General features: G+C 71.4%; 25 protein-coding genes. 14 read left to right on the top strand and 11 right to left on the bottom strand.

What is annotated here, in order from left to right; all coding sequences use genetic code 11:
• Together HW578_RS05640 and HW578_RS05635 are read right to left on the bottom strand one after the other, a co-directional pair.
• On the bottom strand, positions 1-1,247 hold a 1,247-nt coding region (locus HW578_RS05640; RefSeq protein ID WP_198369566.1), incomplete at its 3' end, for an ABC transporter permease.
• A 1-nt stretch (position 1,248) separates the two neighbouring features.
• Positions 1,249-1,920, bottom strand: a complete 672-nt coding sequence (locus HW578_RS05635) for an ABC transporter ATP-binding protein (RefSeq protein ID WP_232478701.1) — start codon at positions 1,918-1,920, stop codon at positions 1,249-1,251.
• Positions 1,921-2,053: 133 nt separating this feature from the next.
• Here HW578_RS05635 and HW578_RS05630 point away from each other — a divergent pair, with 133 nt between their 5' ends.
• The 4 genes from HW578_RS05630 to HW578_RS05615 all read left to right on the top strand — a co-directional run bounded on the left by HW578_RS05630 (position 2,054) and on the right by HW578_RS05615 (position 4,366).
• Complete coding sequence (locus HW578_RS05630; protein ID WP_369407828.1) at positions 2,054-2,656, top strand: arylesterase; 603 nt, start codon at positions 2,054-2,056, stop codon at positions 2,654-2,656.
• Between the two features lie 83 nt (positions 2,657-2,739).
• Positions 2,740-3,291 (top strand): RNA 2',3'-cyclic phosphodiesterase, encoded by a 552-nt coding sequence (thpR, locus tag HW578_RS05625; RefSeq protein ID WP_198369563.1) that lies wholly within the window; start codon positions 2,740-2,742, stop codon positions 3,289-3,291.
• Between the two features lie 48 nt (positions 3,292-3,339).
• Positions 3,340-3,711, top strand: coding sequence for a DUF2946 family protein (locus HW578_RS05620; RefSeq protein ID WP_198369562.1), 372 nt, complete (start codon positions 3,340-3,342; stop codon positions 3,709-3,711).
• Positions 3,712-3,898: 187 nt separating this feature from the next.
• On the top strand, positions 3,899-4,366 hold the full coding sequence (locus HW578_RS05615; protein ID WP_232478700.1) for a copper chaperone PCu(A)C: 468 nt from the start codon (positions 3,899-3,901) through the stop codon (positions 4,364-4,366).
• 14 nt (positions 4,367-4,380) lie between these two features.
• Here HW578_RS05615 and HW578_RS05610 read toward each other — a convergent pair whose 3' ends face one another.
• Genes HW578_RS05610 through HW578_RS05600 form a run of 3 tightly spaced genes read right to left on the bottom strand, consistent with a single transcriptional unit; the run spans position 4,381 to position 7,036 of the window.
• Positions 4,381-5,229 carry a MipA/OmpV family protein gene (locus HW578_RS05610; protein ID WP_198369561.1) on the bottom strand — a complete coding sequence of 283 codons (849 nt, stop codon included), beginning with the start codon at positions 5,227-5,229 and terminating at the stop codon, positions 4,381-4,383.
• Entirely contained in the window at positions 5,226-5,861 is a 636-nt protein-coding gene (locus HW578_RS05605; protein ID WP_198369560.1) for a class I SAM-dependent methyltransferase, read from the bottom strand. The genes HW578_RS05610 and HW578_RS05605 overlap by 4 nt, the downstream gene beginning before the upstream one ends.
• Positions 5,858-7,036 carry an enolase C-terminal domain-like protein gene (locus HW578_RS05600; protein WP_198369559.1) on the bottom strand — a complete coding sequence of 393 codons (1,179 nt, stop codon included), beginning with the start codon at positions 7,034-7,036 and terminating at the stop codon, positions 5,858-5,860. The genes HW578_RS05605 and HW578_RS05600 overlap by 4 nt, the downstream gene beginning before the upstream one ends.
• A 102-nt stretch (positions 7,037-7,138) precedes the next feature.
• Between HW578_RS05600 and HW578_RS05595 the strand changes: the two genes are divergently transcribed.
• Positions 7,139-8,104, top strand: a complete 966-nt coding sequence (locus tag HW578_RS05595) for a Bug family tripartite tricarboxylate transporter substrate binding protein (RefSeq protein WP_198369558.1) — start codon at positions 7,139-7,141, stop codon at positions 8,102-8,104.
• On the opposite strand, the gene HW578_RS05590 is transcribed toward HW578_RS05595, so the two are convergent.
• Positions 8,105-9,280: a CaiB/BaiF CoA transferase family protein gene (locus tag HW578_RS05590; protein ID WP_198369557.1), complete on the bottom strand. Its 1,176-nt coding sequence runs from the start codon at positions 9,278-9,280 to the stop codon at positions 8,105-8,107.
• 122 nt (positions 9,281-9,402) lie between these two features.
• Here HW578_RS05590 and HW578_RS05585 point away from each other — a divergent pair, with 122 nt between their 5' ends.
• The 6 genes from HW578_RS05585 to HW578_RS05560 all read left to right on the top strand — a co-directional run bounded on the left by HW578_RS05585 (position 9,403) and on the right by HW578_RS05560 (position 13,265).
• Positions 9,403-10,185: an enoyl-CoA hydratase/isomerase family protein gene (locus tag HW578_RS05585; protein WP_198369556.1), complete on the top strand. Its 783-nt coding sequence runs from the start codon at positions 9,403-9,405 to the stop codon at positions 10,183-10,185.
• 52 nt (positions 10,186-10,237) lie between these two features.
• Positions 10,238-11,212 (top strand): Bug family tripartite tricarboxylate transporter substrate binding protein, encoded by a 975-nt coding sequence (locus HW578_RS05580; RefSeq protein WP_198369555.1) that lies wholly within the window; start codon positions 10,238-10,240, stop codon positions 11,210-11,212.
• 74 nt (positions 11,213-11,286) lie between these two features.
• Positions 11,287-12,249, top strand: coding sequence for a Bug family tripartite tricarboxylate transporter substrate binding protein (locus HW578_RS05575; RefSeq protein WP_198369554.1), 963 nt, complete (start codon positions 11,287-11,289; stop codon positions 12,247-12,249).
• 196 nt (positions 12,250-12,445) lie between these two features.
• The gene (locus HW578_RS05570; protein ID WP_137126977.1) at positions 12,446-12,652 is read left to right on the top strand and encodes a cold-shock protein; all 207 of its coding nucleotides are present in this window, start codon (positions 12,446-12,448) and stop codon (positions 12,650-12,652) included.
• Between the two features lie 58 nt (positions 12,653-12,710).
• Positions 12,711-12,878 (top strand): hypothetical protein, encoded by a 168-nt coding sequence (locus HW578_RS05565; RefSeq protein ID WP_198369553.1) that lies wholly within the window; start codon positions 12,711-12,713, stop codon positions 12,876-12,878.
• Positions 12,879-13,034: 156 nt separating this feature from the next.
• Positions 13,035-13,265, top strand: coding sequence for a hypothetical protein (locus HW578_RS05560; protein ID WP_198369552.1), 231 nt, complete (start codon positions 13,035-13,037; stop codon positions 13,263-13,265).
• A 12-nt stretch (positions 13,266-13,277) separates the two neighbouring features.
• Here the strand turns inward: HW578_RS05560 and HW578_RS05555 are convergent, their stop codons facing one another.
• Genes HW578_RS05555 through HW578_RS05540 form a run of 4 tightly spaced genes read right to left on the bottom strand, consistent with a single transcriptional unit; the run spans position 13,278 to position 16,804 of the window.
• Positions 13,278-14,648 (bottom strand): MmgE/PrpD family protein, encoded by a 1,371-nt coding sequence (locus HW578_RS05555; RefSeq protein ID WP_198369551.1) that lies wholly within the window; start codon positions 14,646-14,648, stop codon positions 13,278-13,280.
• 10 nt (positions 14,649-14,658) lie between these two features.
• A complete protein-coding gene (locus HW578_RS05550) occupies positions 14,659-15,633 on the bottom strand; it encodes a hydroxyacid dehydrogenase (RefSeq protein ID WP_198369550.1) in 975 nt (324 codons plus the stop codon).
• A 12-nt stretch (positions 15,634-15,645) separates the two neighbouring features.
• Positions 15,646-16,248 carry a thiamine pyrophosphate-dependent enzyme gene (locus tag HW578_RS05545; RefSeq protein ID WP_232478699.1) on the bottom strand — a complete coding sequence of 201 codons (603 nt, stop codon included), beginning with the start codon at positions 16,246-16,248 and terminating at the stop codon, positions 15,646-15,648.
• A gap of 4 nt (positions 16,249-16,252) precedes the next feature.
• On the bottom strand, positions 16,253-16,804 hold the full coding sequence (locus HW578_RS05540) for a thiamine pyrophosphate-binding protein (protein ID WP_198369549.1): 552 nt from the start codon (positions 16,802-16,804) through the stop codon (positions 16,253-16,255).
• An 86-nt stretch (positions 16,805-16,890) separates the two neighbouring features.
• Between HW578_RS05540 and HW578_RS05535 the strand changes: the two genes are divergently transcribed.
• The 3 genes from HW578_RS05535 to arfB are packed head-to-tail and all read left to right on the top strand — an operon-like array spanning position 16,891 to position 19,393.
• Positions 16,891-18,255: an ethanolamine ammonia-lyase subunit EutB gene (locus tag HW578_RS05535; RefSeq protein ID WP_198369567.1), complete on the top strand. Its 1,365-nt coding sequence runs from the start codon at positions 16,891-16,893 to the stop codon at positions 18,253-18,255.
• Positions 18,252-18,971, top strand: coding sequence for an ethanolamine ammonia-lyase subunit EutC (eutC, locus tag HW578_RS05530; protein WP_198369548.1), 720 nt, complete (start codon positions 18,252-18,254; stop codon positions 18,969-18,971). Before HW578_RS05535 ends, eutC begins: the two co-directional genes overlap by 4 nt.
• Positions 18,968-19,393, top strand: coding sequence for an alternative ribosome rescue aminoacyl-tRNA hydrolase ArfB (gene arfB / locus HW578_RS05525; RefSeq protein ID WP_198369547.1), 426 nt, complete (start codon positions 18,968-18,970; stop codon positions 19,391-19,393). Before eutC ends, arfB begins: the two co-directional genes overlap by 4 nt.
• Here the strand turns inward: arfB and HW578_RS05520 are convergent.
• On the bottom strand, positions 19,390-20,124 hold the full coding sequence (locus HW578_RS05520; RefSeq protein ID WP_369407827.1) for an SDR family NAD(P)-dependent oxidoreductase: 735 nt from the start codon (positions 20,122-20,124) through the stop codon (positions 19,390-19,392). The genes arfB and HW578_RS05520 overlap by 4 nt on opposite strands.
• Between the last annotated feature and the right edge of the window lie 20 nt (positions 20,125-20,144).

Here is a 20,144-nt window from a genome sequence, read left to right as displayed (position 1 = left end):
CGCTTCTCCGCCGTGCCGATGCTGAGCGCCGCGAGCGCCGCGCCGGCCGCGACGGTGGCGCCGACCAGGGCGATGCGCGGCCGCGCGCCCGAGGGCTGCAGTGCGTCGCGGAACAGCGCCGCGCCGGGGATCTCCATGGCGCGCCCGAGCGGCCACAGCGCGAAGGCCAGCGCCGTCAGCAGCCCGTACACCGCGGCCAGCGCGAGCGGCGCCGGATAGACGCCCATGCGCGGGGGCACCGGCAGCGTGTCCGCGAGGGCCCAGGCGCCCAGCATGGTCAGGCCGAAGCCGGCCGCGAGGCCGATGGCGATGCCGAGGCACGCCAAAGCCAGGACCTGCATCAGGTAGGTCGCGAAGATCACGCCAGGCGAGGCACCGAGGCAGCGCAGCGTGGCGATGGTGCGCGCGCGCTGGTCGAGCCAGGACCGCACCCCCGTCGCGACGCCGATACCGCCCACCAGCAGCGCCGTCAGGCTCGCCAGCGTCAAGAAGAAGGCGGCGCGGTCGACGAAGCGGTTGACCGAGGGCGCGGCGGCGTCGGCGGTGCGGATGCGCCAGCCGTTCTGCGGGAAGGCGGCGCGCAAGTCGTTGGCGAAGGCCTGGCGGGACGTGCCCTCCGGCAGCGCCAAGCGCATTTCCCAGTTGGCCAGGCTGCCCGGCTGGATCAGCCCGGTGGCCGGCAGGTCGGCCAGCGGGATCATGGCGCGCGGGCCGAAGATGGCGGGGCTTGCGACCTTGTCCGGCTCGGCCAGGATCACGCCACGCAGGCGGAAGGTGGCGTCGCCCAGGCGGATCGTCGCGCCCGGGGCGATGCCCAGCCGGTCGATCACGACGCGCTCGACCGCCACTTCGCCGGGCATGAGGATACCGGGGGGGTCGAGCAGCAGCTCGCCGAACAGCGGATAGGCCTCGTCCACCGCCTTCAGCTCGACCAGGGTACGCTCGCCATCCGGCGCCACCGCCATGGCGCGCATCTGGGTGATGCGGGAGATCCGCGCGCCGCGCGCGGCGGCCCAATCCAGCAGTGATTGGGGCAGCGAGCCCTGCTGCGAGGCGACCTCGACCTCGCCGCCCAGGATGCGGGCGCCATCGGCGGCGATGCCGGCCTCGACCCCCGCGCGCAGCGTGCCGACCGCGGTGATGGCGGCGACGCCGAGGGCGAGGCAGGCGAGGACGATGCGCAGCCCCTTCACGCCGCCGCGCAGGTCACGGCGCGCGAAGCGCAGCGCCAGGCCCAAGGTCTTCATCTCAGCGCGCGCCGTCGCTGACGATACGTCCGTCCTCGATGCGCACCTGGCGCTCGCAGCGTTCGGCCAGCAGCGGGTCGTGGGTGATCAGCAGCAGCGTGGTGCCGAACTGCTCGCGCAGGCCGAACAGCAGGTCCATCACATGCCCGCCGGTGCCGCGGTCGAGGTTGCCGGTGGGTTCGTCCGCCAGCAGCAGCTTGGGTTCGGCGACGAAGGCGCGCGCCAGGGCGACGCGCTGCTGCTCGCCGCCAGAGAGCTGACCGGGATAGTGCGTCAGGCGATGCCCCAGCCCCACGGAGCGCAGCGCGGCTTCCGCACGGTCGAAGGCGTCGGCGCGGCCGGCGAATTCCAGCGGCACCGCGACATTCTCGAGGGCCGTCATGGTCGGCACCAGGTGAAAGGCCTGGAAGACGATGCCGACATGGTCGCGCCGGAATACCGCGAGCTGGTCCTCGTTCATGCGCGTGAGGTCATGCCCGGCGACGCTGAGCGTGCCGCCGGTCGGGCGATCGAGCCCCGCAAGCAGCATCAGCAGCGAGGTCTTGCCCGAACCCGAGGGGCCGACGATGCCCACTGCCTCGCCAGCGCCAACGGCCAGGTCCACGCCGCGCAGGATATTGATCTCCCCGGCCTGGGCCCTCACCTGGAAGGAGAGGTTCAGGGCCTGGATCAACGGCGATCCGGCCTGCGTCCCGGCAGGGTCCGGTGCGGCATGTGGAAGGGCATCCATGGGCGTTCTGGTTCCGCGGCTTCCGGCCCGATATGGGCGCCGCGAGGCGATCCGCAAACTCTCCGGCTGTATCGGAGTGTTGCCGCTGCTGGCCGCGACATCGGCGGCAGCGCGCGAGATCCGCGTGATGATGCTGGGCGATTCGATCACCGCGGGCTACGGGCTGGCGCGCGGGCAGGGGCTGCCGGCGCGGCTCGAGGCGGCGCTGCGCGAACGCGGCCGCCAGGTGCGCATGATCGATGCCGGTGTGTCGGGCGACACCACGGCGGGCGGGCGCGCCAGGCTCGACTGGGCGCTGGCCGACCGGCCGGATGCCGTGATCGTGGCCCTCGGCGGCAATGACGGGCTGCGCGGCATCGAACCCCGCGCCAGCGCGGCGAACCTGACCGCCATCCTGGATGCGCTGCGCGCGCGCAACCTGCCGGTGATGCTGGCGGGGATGCTTGCCCCGCCCAATCTCGGCGCCGAGTACGGGCGGGAATTCGCCGCGACCTTCACCGCGCTGGCGCAGGCGCGGCCCGAGGTCGTGTTCTACCCCTTCCTGCTCGAGGGCGTGGCCGGCGACCCCGCGATGAACCAGCCCGACAGGATTCATCCCAATGAGACTGGCGTCGCGGAACTGGTCCGTCGCATGCTGCCTTCCGTCGAATCGCTGCTGGTGCGGGTGCCCAACGGCTGACCTGCCCGGCGGGACCGCTTGTCCGGTCGCATTTTCCGAGTCGCCAGGCGATCTCGCCTGGCTTGAAAATGCTAGGGGGGCCCATGCTGCGCCTGTTCGTCGCCCTCGCCCTACCCGCGGAGATCCGCTCCGAAGTCGCCGGCCTGGCGGGGGGCATCCCCGGCGCGAGATGGGTGCCGCCGGAGAACTACCACCTGACGCTGCGCTTCATCGGCGAGATCGAGAACTGGCGCGCACAGGAAGTTGACGACGCGCTGACGGTGATCCGCGGCCAGGCCTTCGACCTCTCGCTGCGCGGCCTCGGCACCTTCGAGAAGGCGGGGCGCATCCACGCGCTCTGGGTCGGGGCGGAGCGCAACGAAACGCTCACGCACCTGCAGGGCAAGATCGAGACGGCGCTGCAGCGCATCGGCCTGCCGCCGGAACGCAAGCGCTTCTCCCCGCATGTCACGCTGGCACGGGTCGATCGCGCGCCGCCGGAGAAGGTCGTGGCCTATGTCCAGGCGCACAACCTGTTCCGCGCGAGCACGGTGCGCGTGCAGCACTTCACGCTGTTCTCCTCGCGCCTGGGCAAGGAGGCCTCGGTCTACACGCCCGAGGTGGAATACGACCTGGCGGCGCGCGCGGCGGCGTGAATACCGGCGCGCTTGCCGATGCCACGGCGCACCGGTAAGTCCCGCCCCGTGCCCGGCCCGCTTCGCAGCATCGCGCGCCTGATCCTTGCCGTCCTGCTGGTGCAGGTCGTGCTGGCGCCGGCGCATTGCCTGGCGATGGCCGCGACGCCGGCTGGGCTGCTCACCGTGCTGTGCTCGCCGGCGGGCGTCGAGCGCACGATCCTGGTCGGGCCGGACGGGCATGCCTTGCCGGAACCCGATGCCGGCGTCTGCGTCGTCTGCACCGCCCTGCCGCAGGCCGTGATGCCGCCCCCGCCGGCTGTCCCTGCCCTCGCCTGGGCCGGGGGTCGCCCGGCCTGGCACGTCGCCGGCGCCGAGACCCTGCCCCCGCCGGCCCGCGCGCCCCCCTTCGCGCCCAGGGCACCACCCGCCTTCGCCTGACGACCGACACGCCGCGCGCGACCGCGTGCGGACCCTCATCGCCTTCGCGAAGGATCATTCATATGACTCGCCTCTCATTCGCGGCGTCGTCCTGCGCCACCGCCAATGTCGCGCTCGTCCATCCCGATGCACCGGCCAAGGCCGGCCCACGCGTCGCCGCACCCGGCGGACACGACGGAGAACGGGCATGACCAGCATGACCCGCCGCGGGGCGCTCGGCGCCGCGCTCGCGCTCGCCGCCCGGCCGGCGGCCGCGCATGACTACGCCGCCGGCGACATGGCCATCCTGCATCCCTGGACGCGCGCCGCCGGCGCCAACGGCAACGGCGCCGGCTTCCTGGGCCTGCGCAATGGCGGGGCGCAGCCCGACCGGCTGATCTCGGCCGCCACGCCGATCGCGCGCGCGGTGGAACTGCACAGCATGGAGCGCGACGGCGACGTGATGCGCATGCGCCCCGTGCGAGACATCCAGGTCGCGCCAGGGCAGACGGTGGAGCTACGCCCCGGTGGCTTCCACATCATGCTGATCGGCCTCACCGCGCCGATGCAGCAGGGCGCGCGCGTGCCGCTGACGCTGCGCTTCGAACGCGCCGGGGAGGTGCAGGTGGAACTCGCCGTCGAGGCCGCCGGCGCCCGGGGAACCGGGCACCACTGAAGCGCGCGCGCGCGTCAGTCGAAGGGCTGGGAGGCGGCGTTCACCGTCGCCTCCGACCGCCAGAAGGAGAAGGCGAAGCCCGCCACCACCGAGACGTTCCACTCGCTGCGGAACAGCGGGCTGTCGGCATTGGCCGCGCCCGAGAAATTCTCGACCCGCCCGCCGGCGACGACCGAGAAGCGTTCGCTCAGCGGCAGCCTGTAGGAGACCGAGACGCGCGAGCCGAAGTAGCCGGCCTGCGCGTTGTAGGCCACGCGATCGGGCCGCGCGTATTGCGGCGCCACGTCGTAGAAGTAGTCGGCATAGCGCTCGGTGCCGAACACCACCCCCGCCGACACGCGCAGCCGCGCGAAGGGCGAGAGGAAGTGCATGTGCTCATAGGCGATGTCGGGCGCGAAGGTGAAGCCACGGAAGGAAACCGAGGTCCAGTCGGTCGAGAAGACCGCGCGCACCGGCGTGTCCAGCACGATCCGCTGCGGGGCCGCCTCGTCCTCGCCGCGCCACAGCGTGAAGCGCAGGTTGGGTCCGATCTCGCCCAGCCATTCGAGGTCCGGCATGCCCTGCCGCGCCGTGACGTCGTTCGAGGAGGCATTCACCCCGCCCGAGGCGCTGACCGAGAGTTCGATCCCGTCCGCCAGGCTCGCGCGCGCGCGCAGCCCGCTGTCATCGGCGCGGAACACGCTGCCGCGATAGATGATGTAGGGCACCGCGAGCCCGCGCCAGCGGTTCTGGTCGGAGGCCGGGTAGGCCGGCAGCCAGCCGCCACCGCCGGCGATGCCGGCCTCGAAGACAGGCAGTTGCTGCGCCCGCGCCGGCAGGGCAGCGAGGGCGATCAGCAGCAGGGGGGCGATGCGCAGGGTCATGAGCGTTCCGCCACCAGAAGCACATTCGGCAGGGGCGTGCCAGCCCAGCAGGGCGTCACGGTCACGGCGTAGCCGGCGGCGTCGAGCGGTGCGCGCAGCACGGGGATGGGGCGGGGCGCCACCGTCCCGGCCAGGCCGAGGTCGGCGCCGAACCGCCGCCGCAGCCGGTCGACTGCCAGGCCGAAGGCGCTGCGCCAGCCGCGGTCGGGGTCGAAGGCGCGGATGACGATGCGACGCGGTGCCGCTGACACGAGCCGCGCCAGCAGCGCGTCCTGCGCCGACGGCGCCATCTGAACCAGCACGTCGATCACGAGCGCGGTCTCGCAGGGCGGCAGCGGCGCGGTCGCGAGATCGGCGACGGCGAAGCGTGCGGGCAGGTCGCCCGCGGCCGCCGTGGCGCGCGCGATCTTGCCGGCATCGAGGTCGAGCCCCGTTACCGCCGTGGCCCGCCCCGCCACCAGCAGCGCCAGGCCAAGCTGCCCGCGCCCGCAGCCGAGATCCAGCACGTCGCCGAAGGGCGGCAACGCCAGCAGCGCCGGCACCACCGGGTCGCGCTTGAGCTTGCCGCGCACGAAGCCGCGTGTGGTCGGTCCGCGGTAGCGTGCCGCGACGGCGTCGGGCAGCGCGCTCACAGGTCCTTCAGAACCGCCCACAGGTCGTTCTTCGCCTCGAAGCCGATGCCGGGCAGGTCGGGCATGCGGATGCGCCCGTCCACCACCGGCGTGTCGGTGGCGAAGCCGCCGAAGGGGGCGAAGACCTCGGGGTAGGATTCGTTGCCGCCGAGACCGAGCCCGACCGCGATGTTGAGCGCGAACTGGTGCCCGCCATGCGGCACGCAGCGGCGCGGCGACCAGCCGTGCTGTTCCAGCATCTCGAGCGTGCGCAGGTATTCCACCAGGCCATAGGACAGCGCCGGGTCGAATTGCAGGATGTCGCGGTCCGGGCGCAGCCCGCCATGGCGGATCAGGTTGCGCGCATCGAGCATGGAGAACAGGTTCTCGCCGGTCGCCAGCGGCGGCGCGTAGTGCTCGGCCAGCGTCGCATGCGTCGCGTAGTCCAGCGGGTCGAGCGGTTCCTCGTACCAGCGCAGGTTGAAAGGCTGCAGCGCGGCACCGTAGGCCAGCGCGGCATGCAGGCCGAAGCGGCCGTTCACGTCCACCGCCAGGCGCGTGCCGTCATTGCCGAGCAGCTTCAGCACCGCCTCGATGCGTGCCACGTCCTCGCGCAGCGCGTCCTTGATGGCCGTGCCGGGCGCGCCGCCGATCTTCATCTTCACCGTGGTGTAGCCGAGGCCGAGGTAGCGCTTCATCTCCTCGACCAGCTGGTCCACGCCCTTGCCCGGATAGTAGTAGCCACCGGCGGCATAGACCCAGGCGGCGTCATCGGCCTCGCCGCCGCGGAAGCGGTCGGCCAGCAGACGCCACAGCGGCTTGCCCTCGAGCTTCGCCGCGGCATCCCAGAGCGCCATGTCGAGCACGCCGACCGCGACGGAGCGATCGCCATGCCCGCCCGGCTTTTCGTTGCGCATCATCGCCGACCAAGCGGCGGCGACGTTGAGCGTGCCGTCGGGCGCGGTCAGCACCGCGGCGTCGCAGGCTTCCAGGCGCGGGATGAAGCGTTCCGCGAGCAGGCCGGGCTGCGCGTAGCGGCCATTGGAATTGAAGCCGTAGCCGGTGGCCTGCTTTCCCGCGCCGTCCTCGACGGTGATGGCGACCACGCTCGCCGTCATCTTCGAGAAGTCGATGTAGGCATTGGCGATGGCGCTGCTGATGGGCACGACGCCCTGGCGGATGGAGGCGATGCGCATATGCGTCCCCGGCTGGTTCGCCGCGTTTCCTAGCGGCCGGGCGGTTGGCGCGCAAACCGCGCCGGGCCTAGCATCGACGTTTCACGGACCGGGAGAGCCGAGATGACCACGAGACGCCTGCTTCTGAGCCTGGCCGCCGGGACGGCGCTGGCCGGCCCCGCCCACGCGCAGGGCGAATGGCCCCAGCGCAGCATCCGCATGATCTCGCCCTTCCCGCCCGGCGGAGCGGCCGACCTGCTGGCGCGCGCCCTGGCCGAGGAACTCACGCCGATCCTGCGGCAATCGGTGGTGGTGGAGAACCGCACCGGCGCCGGCGGATCCGTCGGCACCGAGGCCGCGGTGCGCAGCCCGCCCGACGGGTACACCATGGTGATGGGCAGCACCGGACCGATGGCGATCAATCCCTCGCTGATCCGCTTGGCCTACGACCCGGAGCGCGACCTGGTGCCGGTTGTGCCGGTGGCCGCCGTGGCCTCGGTGCTGGTGGTGCATCCATCCGTGAATGCGCGCACGCTGCCAGAGCTGCTGGCGCTCGCCCGCGCCGAGCCAGGGAAGCTGAACTATGGGTCGTCCGGCATCGGGTCGGCGCAGCACCTGTTCATGGAACTGGTGAAGCAGCAGGCGAATGTGGACATCGCCCACATCCCCTATCGCGGCACCGGGCCGGCCATGGTGGATACGGTCGGCGGCCGGCTGACCATGATGTTCGACACGACGCCGACCGCGCTGCCGCATATCCGCGACGGGCGCGTGCGCGCCATCGCCGTGACGGCCGGGCGGCGCGACCCCGCACTGCCGGACGTGCCGACCATCGGCGAGACGCTGCCGGGCTACGAGGCGCTGGGCTGGTACGGCATCCTGGCCCCCGCCGGCACGCCGGCCGCCGCGGTGGATCGCATGAGCCGGGAGGTGAACGCGCTGCTCACCCGTCCCGAATTCGTGGCCAAGCTGGCCGCGCAGGGGGTGGAGCCGCTGCCCGGCACGCCGTCGGAATTCGCCGCGCTGATCAGCCGCGACCGCGCCCGCTGGGGCGAGGTGATCCGCCGCGGCGGCATCCGCCTGGACTGATCACACCGCCTTCGCGGCGCGCAGCGCGGCGATCTCCGCAGCGCTGAAGCCGAATTCGGCCAGCACCTGGTCGGTGTGCTGGCCGCGTTCCGGCGTGGGATTCCGCGCGCAGTCCACGCCGGCGATCTGCATCGGCGCGCGCACCACGTTCAGCGCGCCGAGGCGCGGGTGCTGCACCGTCATCTCGAGGCCGAGGTGCTTCACTTGCTCGTCCGCAAACACCTGGTCCATGGCGTAGACCGGGCCACAGGGCACGCCTTCGCGGTTGAACTTCGCGACCCAGTTGGCCGCGGTGTCGGTCTGCGTGATGGCCTCGATGATGGCGTTGACCTTGGCGCGGTTCTGGCTGCGCAGCTTGTCGGTGGCGATGTCGGGGTCCTTCGCCTGCTCCTCGATGCCCAGCACCTTCACGATGCGCTCCCACATCACCTGGCCGCCGCCGGCGATGTTGATGACGCCGTCGGAGGAGCGGAACAGCCCGGTCGGGATGGTGGTGGGGTGGTCGTTGCCGGCCTGCTTCGGCACCTCGCCCTTCATGGTCCAGCGCGTCGCCTGGAAGTCCATCATGGCGATCATGGCCTCGAGCAGCGAGACATGAACCCAGCGACCCTTGCCGGTGACCTCGCGCTCCAGCAGCGCCACCATGATGCCCAGCGCGCAATACAGCCCGGCGGTGAGGTCGGCCACGGGAATGCCGGCACGCACCGGGCCCTGGCCCGGCAGACCGGTCACGCTCATCAGCCCGCCCATGCCCTGCGCGATCTGGTCGAAGCCTGGCCGCTTCGCATAGGGTCCGTCCTGGCCGAAGCCGGAGATCGACCCAAGCACGATGCGCGGGTTGATCGCGGCCAGGCTGTCATAGTCGACTCCAAGGCGCGTCTTCACGTCGGGGCGGTAGTTCTCGACCACCACATCGGCCTTGGCGACCATGCGGCGGAAGGCGGCCAGGCCCTCGGGCGACTTCAGGTTCAGCGTCATGCCGCGCTTGTTGCGATGGACATGCTGGAAATCCGGCCCGTCGCGCTCCCCGCCCAGGCCCTTGCCGGTATCGACCTCGTCCGTCGCCTCGATCTTGATGACGTTCGCCCCCCAGTCGGCGAGCTGGCGCACGCAGGTCGGCCCCGAGCGCACGCGCGTCAGGTCGAGCACGGTGAAGCGGGCAAGCGGCATGGTCATGGCGGGGGTCTCCTCGGCTGCACCTGTGGTGGCATCGCCGCCGCGCTTCGGCAAGGGAGCGGCTTGACGCCGCCGTCCGACCGGCTACGCCTTGCGCCGCACATCCACCGGGACGGAACGCCATGAGCGACGAGATTCTGCACAAGGTCCGCGAGGGCGGCATCGCCTGGACCACCTTCAACCGCCCGCAGGCGCGCAACGCCATGCTGTTCAGCATGTACCAGCGCATCCAGGAGCTGGCGGACGAGATCAGCAACGATCCGAACATCCGCGTCTGGGTGCTGACGGGCGCCGGCGGCAAGGCCTTCGCCTCGGGTACCGACATCAGCCAGTTCCGCGAGTTCAAGACCGCCGAGGACGCGCTCGCCTACGAGGCGCGGATCGACAAGGTGTTGGGCGCGCTCGAGAACTGCAACACGCCGATCATCGCGGCGATCGCCGGCGCCTGCACCGGCGGCGGCCTCGGCATCGCGGGGTGCTGCGACGTCCGCATCTGCGACACCTCGGCGCGCTTCGGCCTGCCGATCGCGAAGACGTTGGGGAACATCCTCAACATGAACAACTTCGCGCGCTTCTACGCGCTGGTCGGCCCGGCGGCGATCGCCGAGATGATCATGACCTCGCGCCTTTTCTCCTCGGCCGAGGCGAAGCATATCGGCCTGGTCTCGGAAGTGCTGGACACGCCCGATGCCGTCGCGGCCCGCGCGATGGAACTGGCCACCACCATGTCCACCCTCGCGCCGCTGACGCTGAAGGCGACCAAGATCGCGCTGCGCCGGCTGCGCCATGCGGTGGGCGAGGTCGAGGGCGACGACCTGGTGACCATGTGCTTCACGAGCGCCGACTTCCAGGAGGGGGTGAGCGCCTTCCTCAACAAGCGCGCGCCCCAGTTCCAGGGCAAGTGACGCCGCGAGCGGCCGCGCCAGACGGCCGCCGCACCGCCGAGGAGGAAACACCGTGACGATCCTGACCCGCCGTGCCCTGGGTACCGTGGCGCTGACGCCCGTGCTCGCAGCGCCGGCCATCGCCCAGGCTTATCCGACCCGGGCCATCACGCTGCTGGTAGGCTTCGCGCCGGGCGGCGGGACCGACATCATCGCCCGCTTCCTCGCACCCTCCCTGCAGGAGGAGTTCGGCCAGACCATTGCGGTCGAGAACCGGCCCGGCGCCTCCGGCACGCTGGCGGTGCTGGCCATGTCCCGCGCGCGGCCGGATGGCTACACCATGCTGATGACGACGATCAGCGCCTCGGCCGTGGTGCCGCCGCTGATGAACCCGCCGCCCTTCGACATCCGCCGCGACCAGACCGCGGTGGTGCATGCGGCGACGGTGCCGCTGGTCTGCGTGGTGCCGGCCAACTCGCCCTCGGCCACACTGCCGGACCTGCTCGAGCGCGCGCGGCGGGAGCCGGGGGTATTGAACTATTCCTCCTCCGGCGTCGCGACGCAGCAGCACCTGGCGGCGGAACTGCTCTCCTCGCAGGCCGGCGTGCGCATGACGCACGTGCCCTTCCGCGGCACGGGCCAGGCGGTGAACGAGATCCTGGCCGGGCGAATCGACCTCGCGATCGACACCTTCCCGACCTACCTGCCGCATATCCGCGCCGGGCGCGTGCGCGCGCTGGCGGTGACCATGCCGCAGCGCGTGGAATGGCTGCCCGAGACGCCGACCGTGGCCGAGCTCGGCTTCCCCGGCTTCGATGCGGTCGTCTGGTACATGCTGATGGCCCCGCCGGGCATCCCGCAACCGATCGCCGACCGCTGGGTCGAGGCGGTGAACAAGGCCTACCAGAACCAGGAGCTGCGGCGGCGCATCGTCGATGCCGGGTTCCTGGTGGGTGGCGGCACGCAGCAGGCGGCGGCGGAGATGCTGACGCGCGACGCCGAGCGCTATTCCGCGCTGGTGCGCGCGGCGAGCATCCGGCTGGAGTGATCCGCCGCGGCGCCGGCTGTCATCCGCGCCCCAGGGAGGCTAGCCTGTCCCGAACCTCGCCGGAGACAGACGCCATGACGCGCCGCCGCACCCTGCTCGCCACCGCCCTTGCCGTTCCCGCCGTGGCTCGCGCGCAGGGCGCCTTCCCCAGCCGCCCGATCCGCGTGGTGGTGCCCTTCGCCGCCGGCGGCATCATCGATGTGGTGGCGCGCATCGTCGCCGAGCCGCTTCCACGCCGGCTGGGCCAGCCGGTGGTGATCGAGAACACGCCCGGCGCGGGCAGCACGATCGGCGCGCGTGCCGTCGCCCGCGCGCCGGCCGATGGCCACACGCTGCTGCTGAATGGCGCGGCGCACAGCGTGATCCCGGCGCTGTTTCCCGATGCCGGCATCGATCCTGTCGGCGACTTTGCGCCGATCGCGCTGCTGGGCGAACAGCCCTTCGTCGCCGCGGTGCATCCGTCGGTTCCAGCGACCGACGTGCCGACGCTGCTGGCGTGGCTGCGCAGCAAGCGGGGTGAGGCGACCTTCGCCACCACCGGCATCGGCGCCGCATCGCACCTGGCGGGCGAGCTGCTGAAGAAGCTGGCGGGCGTCGACTTCACCATCGTGCAGTATCGCGGCACGCCGGCGGCGGTGACCGACTTCATCGCCGGGCGCGTCGAGTTCATGATCGACAGCCAGACGCTGCTCGCACCGATGATGCAGGACGGGCGCGCGCGCGGCGTCGCGGTGACCACCGCGCGGCGGTCGCGCATGCTGCCCAACCTGCCGACCTTCCAGGAAGGCGGCGTGGCGGGCTACGAGTCATCCTCCTGGCAGGCTCTCTATGCGCCGATGGCGACACCGCCGGAGGTGGTGCGCGCCTTGAGCGCCGCGACGCTCGAGGTCCTTGCCGATCCGGCGGTTCAGGCGCGCTACGCGGAGCGCGGCGTGGAGCCGCGCCCGGGTGATCCGGCCGCGCTGCGCAACTTCCTCAAGGCGGAGATGGACCGCTGGCTGCCGATCCTGCGCGAAACCGGCGCCCGCGCGGGGTAGTCGATTGGCGTTGCTTTCGCGGCTGCGAAAGCGCATAACCGCACGGTCATCTCGTCCGGTCCGCATGTCGGACCTGCTCTCCGTGCCTTTTCTATGGTTGAGCCTCAGCGAAGGATGGCCCGGCAGCGCTTGCGCTGGCCGGCATCACTGCCTGGCAATCCTGCCTGGCGGCAATGACTCAACCGGAGACATCGGCATGAGCATCGGTACCGTGAAGTGGTTCAACGCGACCAAGGGCTATGGCTTCATCCAGCCCGAGGACGGCAGCAAGGACGTGTTCGTCCATATCAGCGACGTGCAGCGCGCCGGCCTGAACGGCCTGAACGAAGGCGACAAGGTCGAGTTCGAGCTGCAGCGCGGCCAGCAGGGCAAGGTTTCGGCGGGCAACCTCCGCCTCGCCTGAAGCGGCCAGGGGCGGCCTTCGGGCCGCCCTTTTTATTCCTGACATCCGGAGAATCGCCGTGGCGCGACCGCCCAACTATGGCCAACAGCGTGCCGAGGTGAGCCGGAGCAAGCAGGCCAAGAAGGAAGCCAAGCAGCGCGAACGCGAAGAAGCGGTCGCGAAGCGCAAGGCTGCCGGCTTGGGCCCTGAGCCCGACAGCGACGCCGACAAGCCGAACCGCGGCTGAGGCGCGGCGCCGCCTGCGGGCGGGCGCCTCGCGGCAGTGCGCCACACGCCTGCCCCGGGATCCGCCGCCCGGGCGCATGCGGCACAATTTCAGGACACGCGCCCCTGTGGCGCATCCGAATCCCGCGCGCTTCGGCGTTGCGGAGGAGAGACAGACATGGCCGCCAAGCCTGGCAGCAAATCCGCCTTCGTCCTGTTCGACGTGTTCTACGAGGACGGCAGCCGTCGTTCCAACCGCAAGGTGCCCGCCGAGATCCTCGGCGGTCTCGATGGTGACGAACCCGCGCGCAAGGTGATCCAGGAACAGGACAACGAGATCGCCAAGGCGTCCGGCAAGCCGCCGCTCGCGATCTCGCAGCTGGTCCGCGTCGGCGGCAAGAAGAAGTAGCGCGCCGCGCCGCTATTCGGCGGCGCGCGCCTGGCTGGTCACGAGCGGCACGATCCCGGGCAGGGCCGCGCCGTCCCACAGTTGCGCCAGCAGCGCCTTGGCCTGCGCCGCGCCGATCGCATCGGACGTCAGTTCCAGGAACTTGTCCGACAGGTCGCGGTCGGTCAGCGGCGCGTCGGGGTCGCCCTTGCGCGTGTGCTGGTGGCGGTTCAGCACGCGGCCATCCTTCAGCCGGATTTCCACCTTGGCCGAGCGCTTCGACGGGAAGGCCGCGGCGCATTCCGGGTCGATCGCGACGGTGATGCGCGGCATCAGCGCGCGGATGGCGGGGTCGACCAGGCGATCGGGCTCGAAGGCCGCGAGGCGCACGCCGCCATGCAGCAGCATGGTCGCGACGGTGAACTGGGTTGAGAAGCGGCAATCCTGCTCGGTGCGTGCATCGGGCCGGTCGCAGACATCCTTGGTCGCCTTGTAGCCGCCAACGGCGATCGAGACGACGTCCTCGGCCTTGAAGCCGTGCTCGAGGTGCAGGTCGCGCACCGCATCCAGCGCGGCGAAGATATGCCCGCAGCAGCCGTGGTTCTTCACTGTCATGTCCGTGACGGCATAGGGCTTGCCGATCCCGGCCAGCGCCCTGTCCCACTTGCCGGTGTCCTCGCTCGTTGCTGCCGCGAAGCCGGCCGGGCCGTGCAGCACATCGAGCGCACCCGTCATCCCCTTCGCCGCTGCCATGGCCGCTAGAGCGCCGGCCTCCGCGGCATGGCCGGGATGCAGCGGCTTCGACATGCCCTCGCCGCGGAAGGCCTGCTGCAGCCCCCCGGCCATGGTCGCGGCGGTGGCGATGGCATGCGCGGTGCGCTCGGCGTCGCAGTCGAGCAGCACGGCGACCGCGGCGGCGGCGCCGAAGGTGCCGACCGTGCCGGTGGTGTGCCAGAAATCATAGTGCGAGGGCTGCACCGCGACACCGATGCGGCACGACACCTCGTAGCCTGCGACGATGGCGCGCAGCAGCGCCTCCATGCCCGTATTGTGCGACTGCGCGGCGGCGAGTGCCGCGGCGATGGTCGGGCAGCCCGGGTGATAGACGGCGTAGCGGTAGATGTCGTCGAACTCGACCGTGTGCGACGCCGTGCCGTTGACCAGTGCGGCGTGGCGCAGCGGCACGCGCCGGCCGGTCACGTAGCAGACGGCGCCGCCGCCGCCGCGCGTCTCGTCCTCCAGCGCCTCCGCCATCAGCGTGGCCGGGGGGCGCGAACAGCCGGGCAGCGTGGCGGCGAACCAGTCCACCAGCACGCGGCGCGCGTGGTGCGCCACGTCCGCGGGCAGGTCGCGGCTGCGCCAGGAGGCCGCATGGTCGGCAAGGACGAGAAGCGGGTTCGTCATGGCGTGCTGCTCACGCGTTGCCGCGGAGCACCTCCTTGTTGATCACCACGTCGGGATCGAGCTGGCCCTTGAAGTGGGCGAAGATGCTCTCGGCGCAGGACAGGCCCATGCGCCGCGTGGACTGCTCCGTCGCCGCCGCCGAATGGGGCGAGACCACCACGTTCGGGAAGTCGAGGAAGGGCAGCTTCGTCGTGACGGGTTCCTCCCAGAACACGTCGAGGCCGGCCGCGCCCAGGTGCCCGGACTTCAGGGCGTTGGCCAGCGCCGCCTCGTCCACCAGCGTACCGCGCGCGGTGTTGATGTATGTCGCACCCGGCTTCATGGCCGCGAGGAAGGTGGCGTTCACCATGCCGCGCGTCTCGGGGTTGGAGGGGCAATGCGTGGTGACCACGTCCGCCTGCGCGAGGCCTTCGTGCAGCACCTTCACCGGCGTGAAGCCCGCGCCCTTGATGGTGTTCTGCGGGATGTAGGGGTCGTGCACCAGCACGTTCATCCCGAAGGCGGCGCAGAGCCGCGCCACACGCCCGCCGATCCGCCCGAAGCCCACCACCAGCACGGTCTGCCCGGCCAGGTCGAAGGTGCGCAAGGCCGGCTTCGGCCCCCAGTCCAGCGCCTTGGTGTTGCGGTCGTAGTCCAGCGTGCGCCGTGCGGTGGTCAGCATCAGCATCAGCGCGTGCTCGGCGACCGAGACGGCGTTCGCGTCGGGAGTGACGGTCAGCGGAATGCCGCGCTCGGTCAGCGCCTCCACGTCCACCGCATCATAACCGACGCCGTGGCGCGCGCAGATCGACAGCATCGGCGCATTGGCGAGGAAGGCGCGGTCGATGCGCGTGGCGCGGACGATGATCGCATCCGCGGTCTTCATCGGCTCGGCCAGCGTCTCCGGGGTCACGGGGTCGAGCATCGTCACCGTGTAGCCGGGCTCGGCGCGCAGCCGGGCCATCGCATCCGGATGCAGCGGGCGGAGGCAGACGACGTGCGGCATGCGCGCCTTCCCTTACAGCTGGTGATGCGCCGCAGGGCCGAGGATGGCTTCCCGCATGCGGTTCTGGATGATGGACCCGTCGCGCGGCGGCAGTACCAGCTTCTTGCTGGCGGCGTCGATCTTCGCCACCACGAAGAAGGGGCCCTCGCCGGCATGGATCGCGGCGCGCAGCGCGGGCACTTCCTCGGGCTTCGTGACGAACATGGTACGTACGAAGCCGGCCCCCTTCGCCATGGTCACCAGGTCCACGCCGTGCCGCGTCGCGGTCTCCTGCATGCCGGTCTCGCCGTAATGCTCGTTGTCCTGCACCACGATCGAGAGGTTCTTCGGCGCCTTCACCGCGATGGTGGCGAGCGCGCCGATGCCCATCAGCATCTCCCCGTCGCCAGTCAGCACCAGCACCGGGCGCGTGGGCTGCGCCAGCGCGAGGCCGAGGCCGATCATGGCCGCCCCGCCCATGCCGCCCCACAGCGGCAGGTTCAACGGATGGTCGCCCACCGCCGTGATGTCCCAGGCCGGCGCGCCGAGGCCGGCGATCACCGCCAGCTCCCCGCGGTCGGCCAGCAGCGCGGCGGTGAGTTCGCGCCGGTCGAGCTTTCCGGATGACGCCAGCATCGTCTCAGTCCTTGCCGAAGGTCTTGGCGCCGATGACGCGCTGGCCGATCAGCGTCGCGGTCGGGCGGAAGGTGTTGAAGGCCATGCGAATGGTCGCGTCCACGGTGGGCGCGATGTCCTCGGGCGTGTCGGCGCGGCGCACCACGGTGCCCATGGCTTCCAGCACGGGCTGCGTGGCTGCGCCCATCGGCACCTGGGCCGGGTTGAACTCACCGAAGTCGCCGCGCATCGTCACCAGCATCGGCATCGGGCAGCGATGGATCTGCGCCAGCGAGAGCATGTTGATGCAGTTGCCCACGCCGGAGGACTGCATCAGCAGGATGGCCTTGTCGCCGCCGAGCCAGGCGCCCTGCATCAGGGCGATGCCTTCTTCCTCTGTGGTGAGGGTGGTGACGACGATCTCATTGTCGGCCAGGCAGCGCTTGATCAGGCGCGAATGCCCGGCATCCGGCACCAGGCAGACCTGGCGGATGCCATGCTTCTTGAGCAGGTCGTAGATCTGGTCGGGCCAGGATGCGGCGGCATCCGGGGCCTTGTCGATCGCGTCGGCGTCCATGCGTTTCCTCGGGATTTCCGGCGGCGCATCCTAGGGCCGCGCGCCGGGCTGGCAAGCCGCCCCCGGGGCGCGGCATCATGCCCGCCATGCCCTTCACGCAGACCATCGCCGGCACGCGGTATGTTTTCGACGACCTGAGGACGCTGCTCGCGCGCGCCACGCCCTTCCGGTCGGGCGATGCGCTGGCGGGCGTCGCGGCCACCTCGGCGGCGGAGCGGGTGGCGGCGCAGCGCGCGCTCGCCGACCTGCCGCTGGCGCGCTTCCTGACCGACGCGGTGATCCCCTACGAGGCCGACGAGGTCACGCGCCTGATCATCGACCGCCACGACGCCGGCGCCTTCGCGCCGGTGCGCAGCCTGACGGTGGGCGCCTTCCGCGACTGGCTGCTGGCGGCCGCGCCCGAGGCCGTGACGGCGCTGGCACATGGCCTGACGCCTGAGATGGTCGCCGCGGTCTCCAAGATCATGCGCGTGGCAGACCTGATGCAAGTGGCGGCGAAATGCCGCGTGGTGACGCGCTTCCGCAACACCATCGGCCTGCCGGGGACATTGTCGATCCGCCTGCAGCCGAACCATCCGACCGACGACCCGCGCGGGGTCGCGGCCGCGGTGCTGGACGGGCTGCTGCTGGGCGCGGGAGACGCCGTGATTGGCGTGAACCCGGCGACCGACAATGTCGAGGCGGTGATGCGCCTGCTCGACATGCTGGACACGGTGCGCGAGCGCTTCGACATCCCGACGCAGACCTGCGTGCTCTCGCACGTGACCACGACCATGCTGGCGATGCAGCGCGGCGCGCCGGTCGACCTGGTGTTCCAGTCGATCGGCGGGACGCAGGGCGTGAACGAATCCTTCGGCGTCACGCTCGCGCTGCTGCGCGAGGCGCGCGAGGCCGCGCTGGTGCTGAAGCGCGGCACGCTCGGCGACAACGTGATGTATTTCGAGACGGGGCAGGGCAGCGCGCTCAGCGCCGAGGCGCATCACGGCGTGGACCAGCAGACGATCGAGGCGCGCGCCTATGCCGTCGCACGCGAATTCTCGCCCCTGCTGGTGAATTCCGTGGTCGGCTTCATCGGCCCGGAATACCTGTTCGACGGCAAGCAGATCCTGCGCGCGGGGCTCGAGGACCATTTCTGCGGCAAGCTGCTCGGCCTGCCGATGGGGGTCGATGTCTGCTACACCAACCACGCCGAGGCCGACCAGGACGACATGGACGCGCTGCTGGCCTGCCTGGCGGTGGCGGGCGTGACCTATGTGATGGGCGTGCCAGGGGCGGATGACGTGATGCTCGCCTACCAGTCCACCTCGTTCCATGACGGGCTGACAGCGCGGGCGATGCTGGGCAAGCGGGCGGCTCCAGAATTCGAGGCCTGGCTCGCGCGCATGGGGATCGGCAATGATGCGGAACGCATTCCCGCGCGGCTGTCGCCGGCGCTGATCGGCCTCGAATGACCACGCCCGCTCTCTGGCGCGACCTGCGCCGCTTCACCGATGCGCGGGTCGGCCTTGGCCGTGCGGGCACGGCGCAGCCGACCGTGGCGCATCTCGATTTCCAGGAAGCGCATGCGCGCGCGCGGGATGCGGTGTGGTCGGCGCTGGACGTCGCCGCGCTGGAAGCATCGATCGCGCGGCCGGTGCTGCGCGTGCGCAGCGCCGCGGCGGACCGGCGCGAGTATCTGCTCCGTCCGGACCTCGGGCGGCGGCTGGCAGAAGGCTCCACGCTGCCGGCGGCACCGGGCTGCATCGCGCTGGTGGTGGCGGATGGCTTGTGCGCCACCGGCGTGCAGCGCCACGCGCCGGGCGTGCTCGACCTTCTCGTTCCGGCCCTGCCGCTGCCGGCCGCGCCGATCGTGGTCGCGGAGCAGGCGCGCGTCGCGCTCGGCGACGACATCGGCGCGGCGATGGGTGCAGCCGCGGTGGTGGTGCTGATCGGCGAAAGGCCGGGGCTCTCCGCCACCGACAGCCTCGGCCTCTACATAACCTGGGCGCCGCGGCGCGGGCGCACCGATGCGGAGCGCAATTGCATCAGCAACGTGCGTCCCGGTGGAATGTCCTATGCCGATGCCGCGGCCAAGACGGCCTGGCTGCTGCGCGCCGCGGCCGCGCTGGGCGCGACCGGCGTGGCGCTGAAGGACGAGATGCCCGCAACCGCCCTGCCCGCGCCATGACCATCCGCGTCACCGCCCGCATCGCCATCGAGGAAGACGAGCTGCAGGAGGATTTCCTGCGCGCCTCCGGCCCCGGCGGGCAGAACGTCAACAAGCTCGAGACCGCGGTGCAGCTGCGCTTCGACGCCATGGCCTCGCCCAACCTGCCGACTGGGGTGAAGGAACGCCTGGTCACACTGGCGGGCCGGCGCATCACCAAGGATGGCGTGCTGGTCATCACCGCGCAGCGCCACCGCACGCGCGAGCGCAATCGGGAGGACGCGCTGGAACGGCTGCTGGAGCTGCTGCGCGAAGCCGCCGCGCCACCCCCGCCGCCGCGCCGCGCAACCAAGCCCTCACGTGCCGCCAAAGCACGCCGCGTGGATGAAAAGACCCGCCGCGGCACCACCAAGCGCCTGCGCAGCACGCGCCCGGAGGACTAGGTCAGCATCTGCCCGCCATCCACCACGATGGTCTGCCCCGTCACCCAGCGCGCCAGCGGCGAGGCGAGGAACAGCGCGACGTCGGCCACTTCGTCCGGCGTTCCCAGCCGGCCGAAGGGTATGCCGGCCAGGATGCGGTTGTAGAGCGCCGGATCCTCCGCGCGCCGCTTCTCCCAGGTGCCGCCGGGGAACTCGATCGACCCGGGCGCAATGGCGTTCACCCGCACGCCATCCTTCGCGAGCGCAGCCGCCTGGGACGCGGTGTAGTTGATCACCAGCGCCTTCACCGCCGCATAGGCCGGCGTGCGCACCGAGGGACCGAGGCCCGAGATCGAGGTGGTGTTGACGATGCACCCCTTCGACGCGCGAAGGTGCGGCAGGGCCGCGGTGCTGGCCCGCACCGTCGCCATCACGTCCACGTCCAGCCCGCGCTTCCAGCCTTCCTCGCTGTCGCCCATGCCGAAGCCCGAAGCGTTGTTCACCAGCACGTCGATGCCGCCCAGCGCCGCCGCGGCCGCCTCCACCCAGGCGGCGATCTGCGCCGCATCCGCGAGGTCGGTCGGCATGACATGCGCGACCCCGTCCGCCCGCAGCGCCTCCAGCCCCTCGGCACCGCGCGCGCAGGCGGAGACCTTCGCCCGCGCCCGCGCGAAGCCGATCGCAATGGCCCGGCCGATGCCCCGGCTGCCGCCCGCCACCAGCACGCGACGCCCCGCGAAGTCGAATCCCATGGCAACCATCCCTTGATCGA

The sequence above is a fragment of the Roseomonas rosulenta genome (genome assembly GCF_016106005.1).
Classification (GTDB): domain Bacteria; phylum Pseudomonadota; class Alphaproteobacteria; order Acetobacterales; family Acetobacteraceae; genus Neoroseomonas; species Neoroseomonas rosulenta.
Note: the sequence above shows the minus strand (reverse complement) of the source record. Positions and strands in the feature narration are given on the sequence as shown.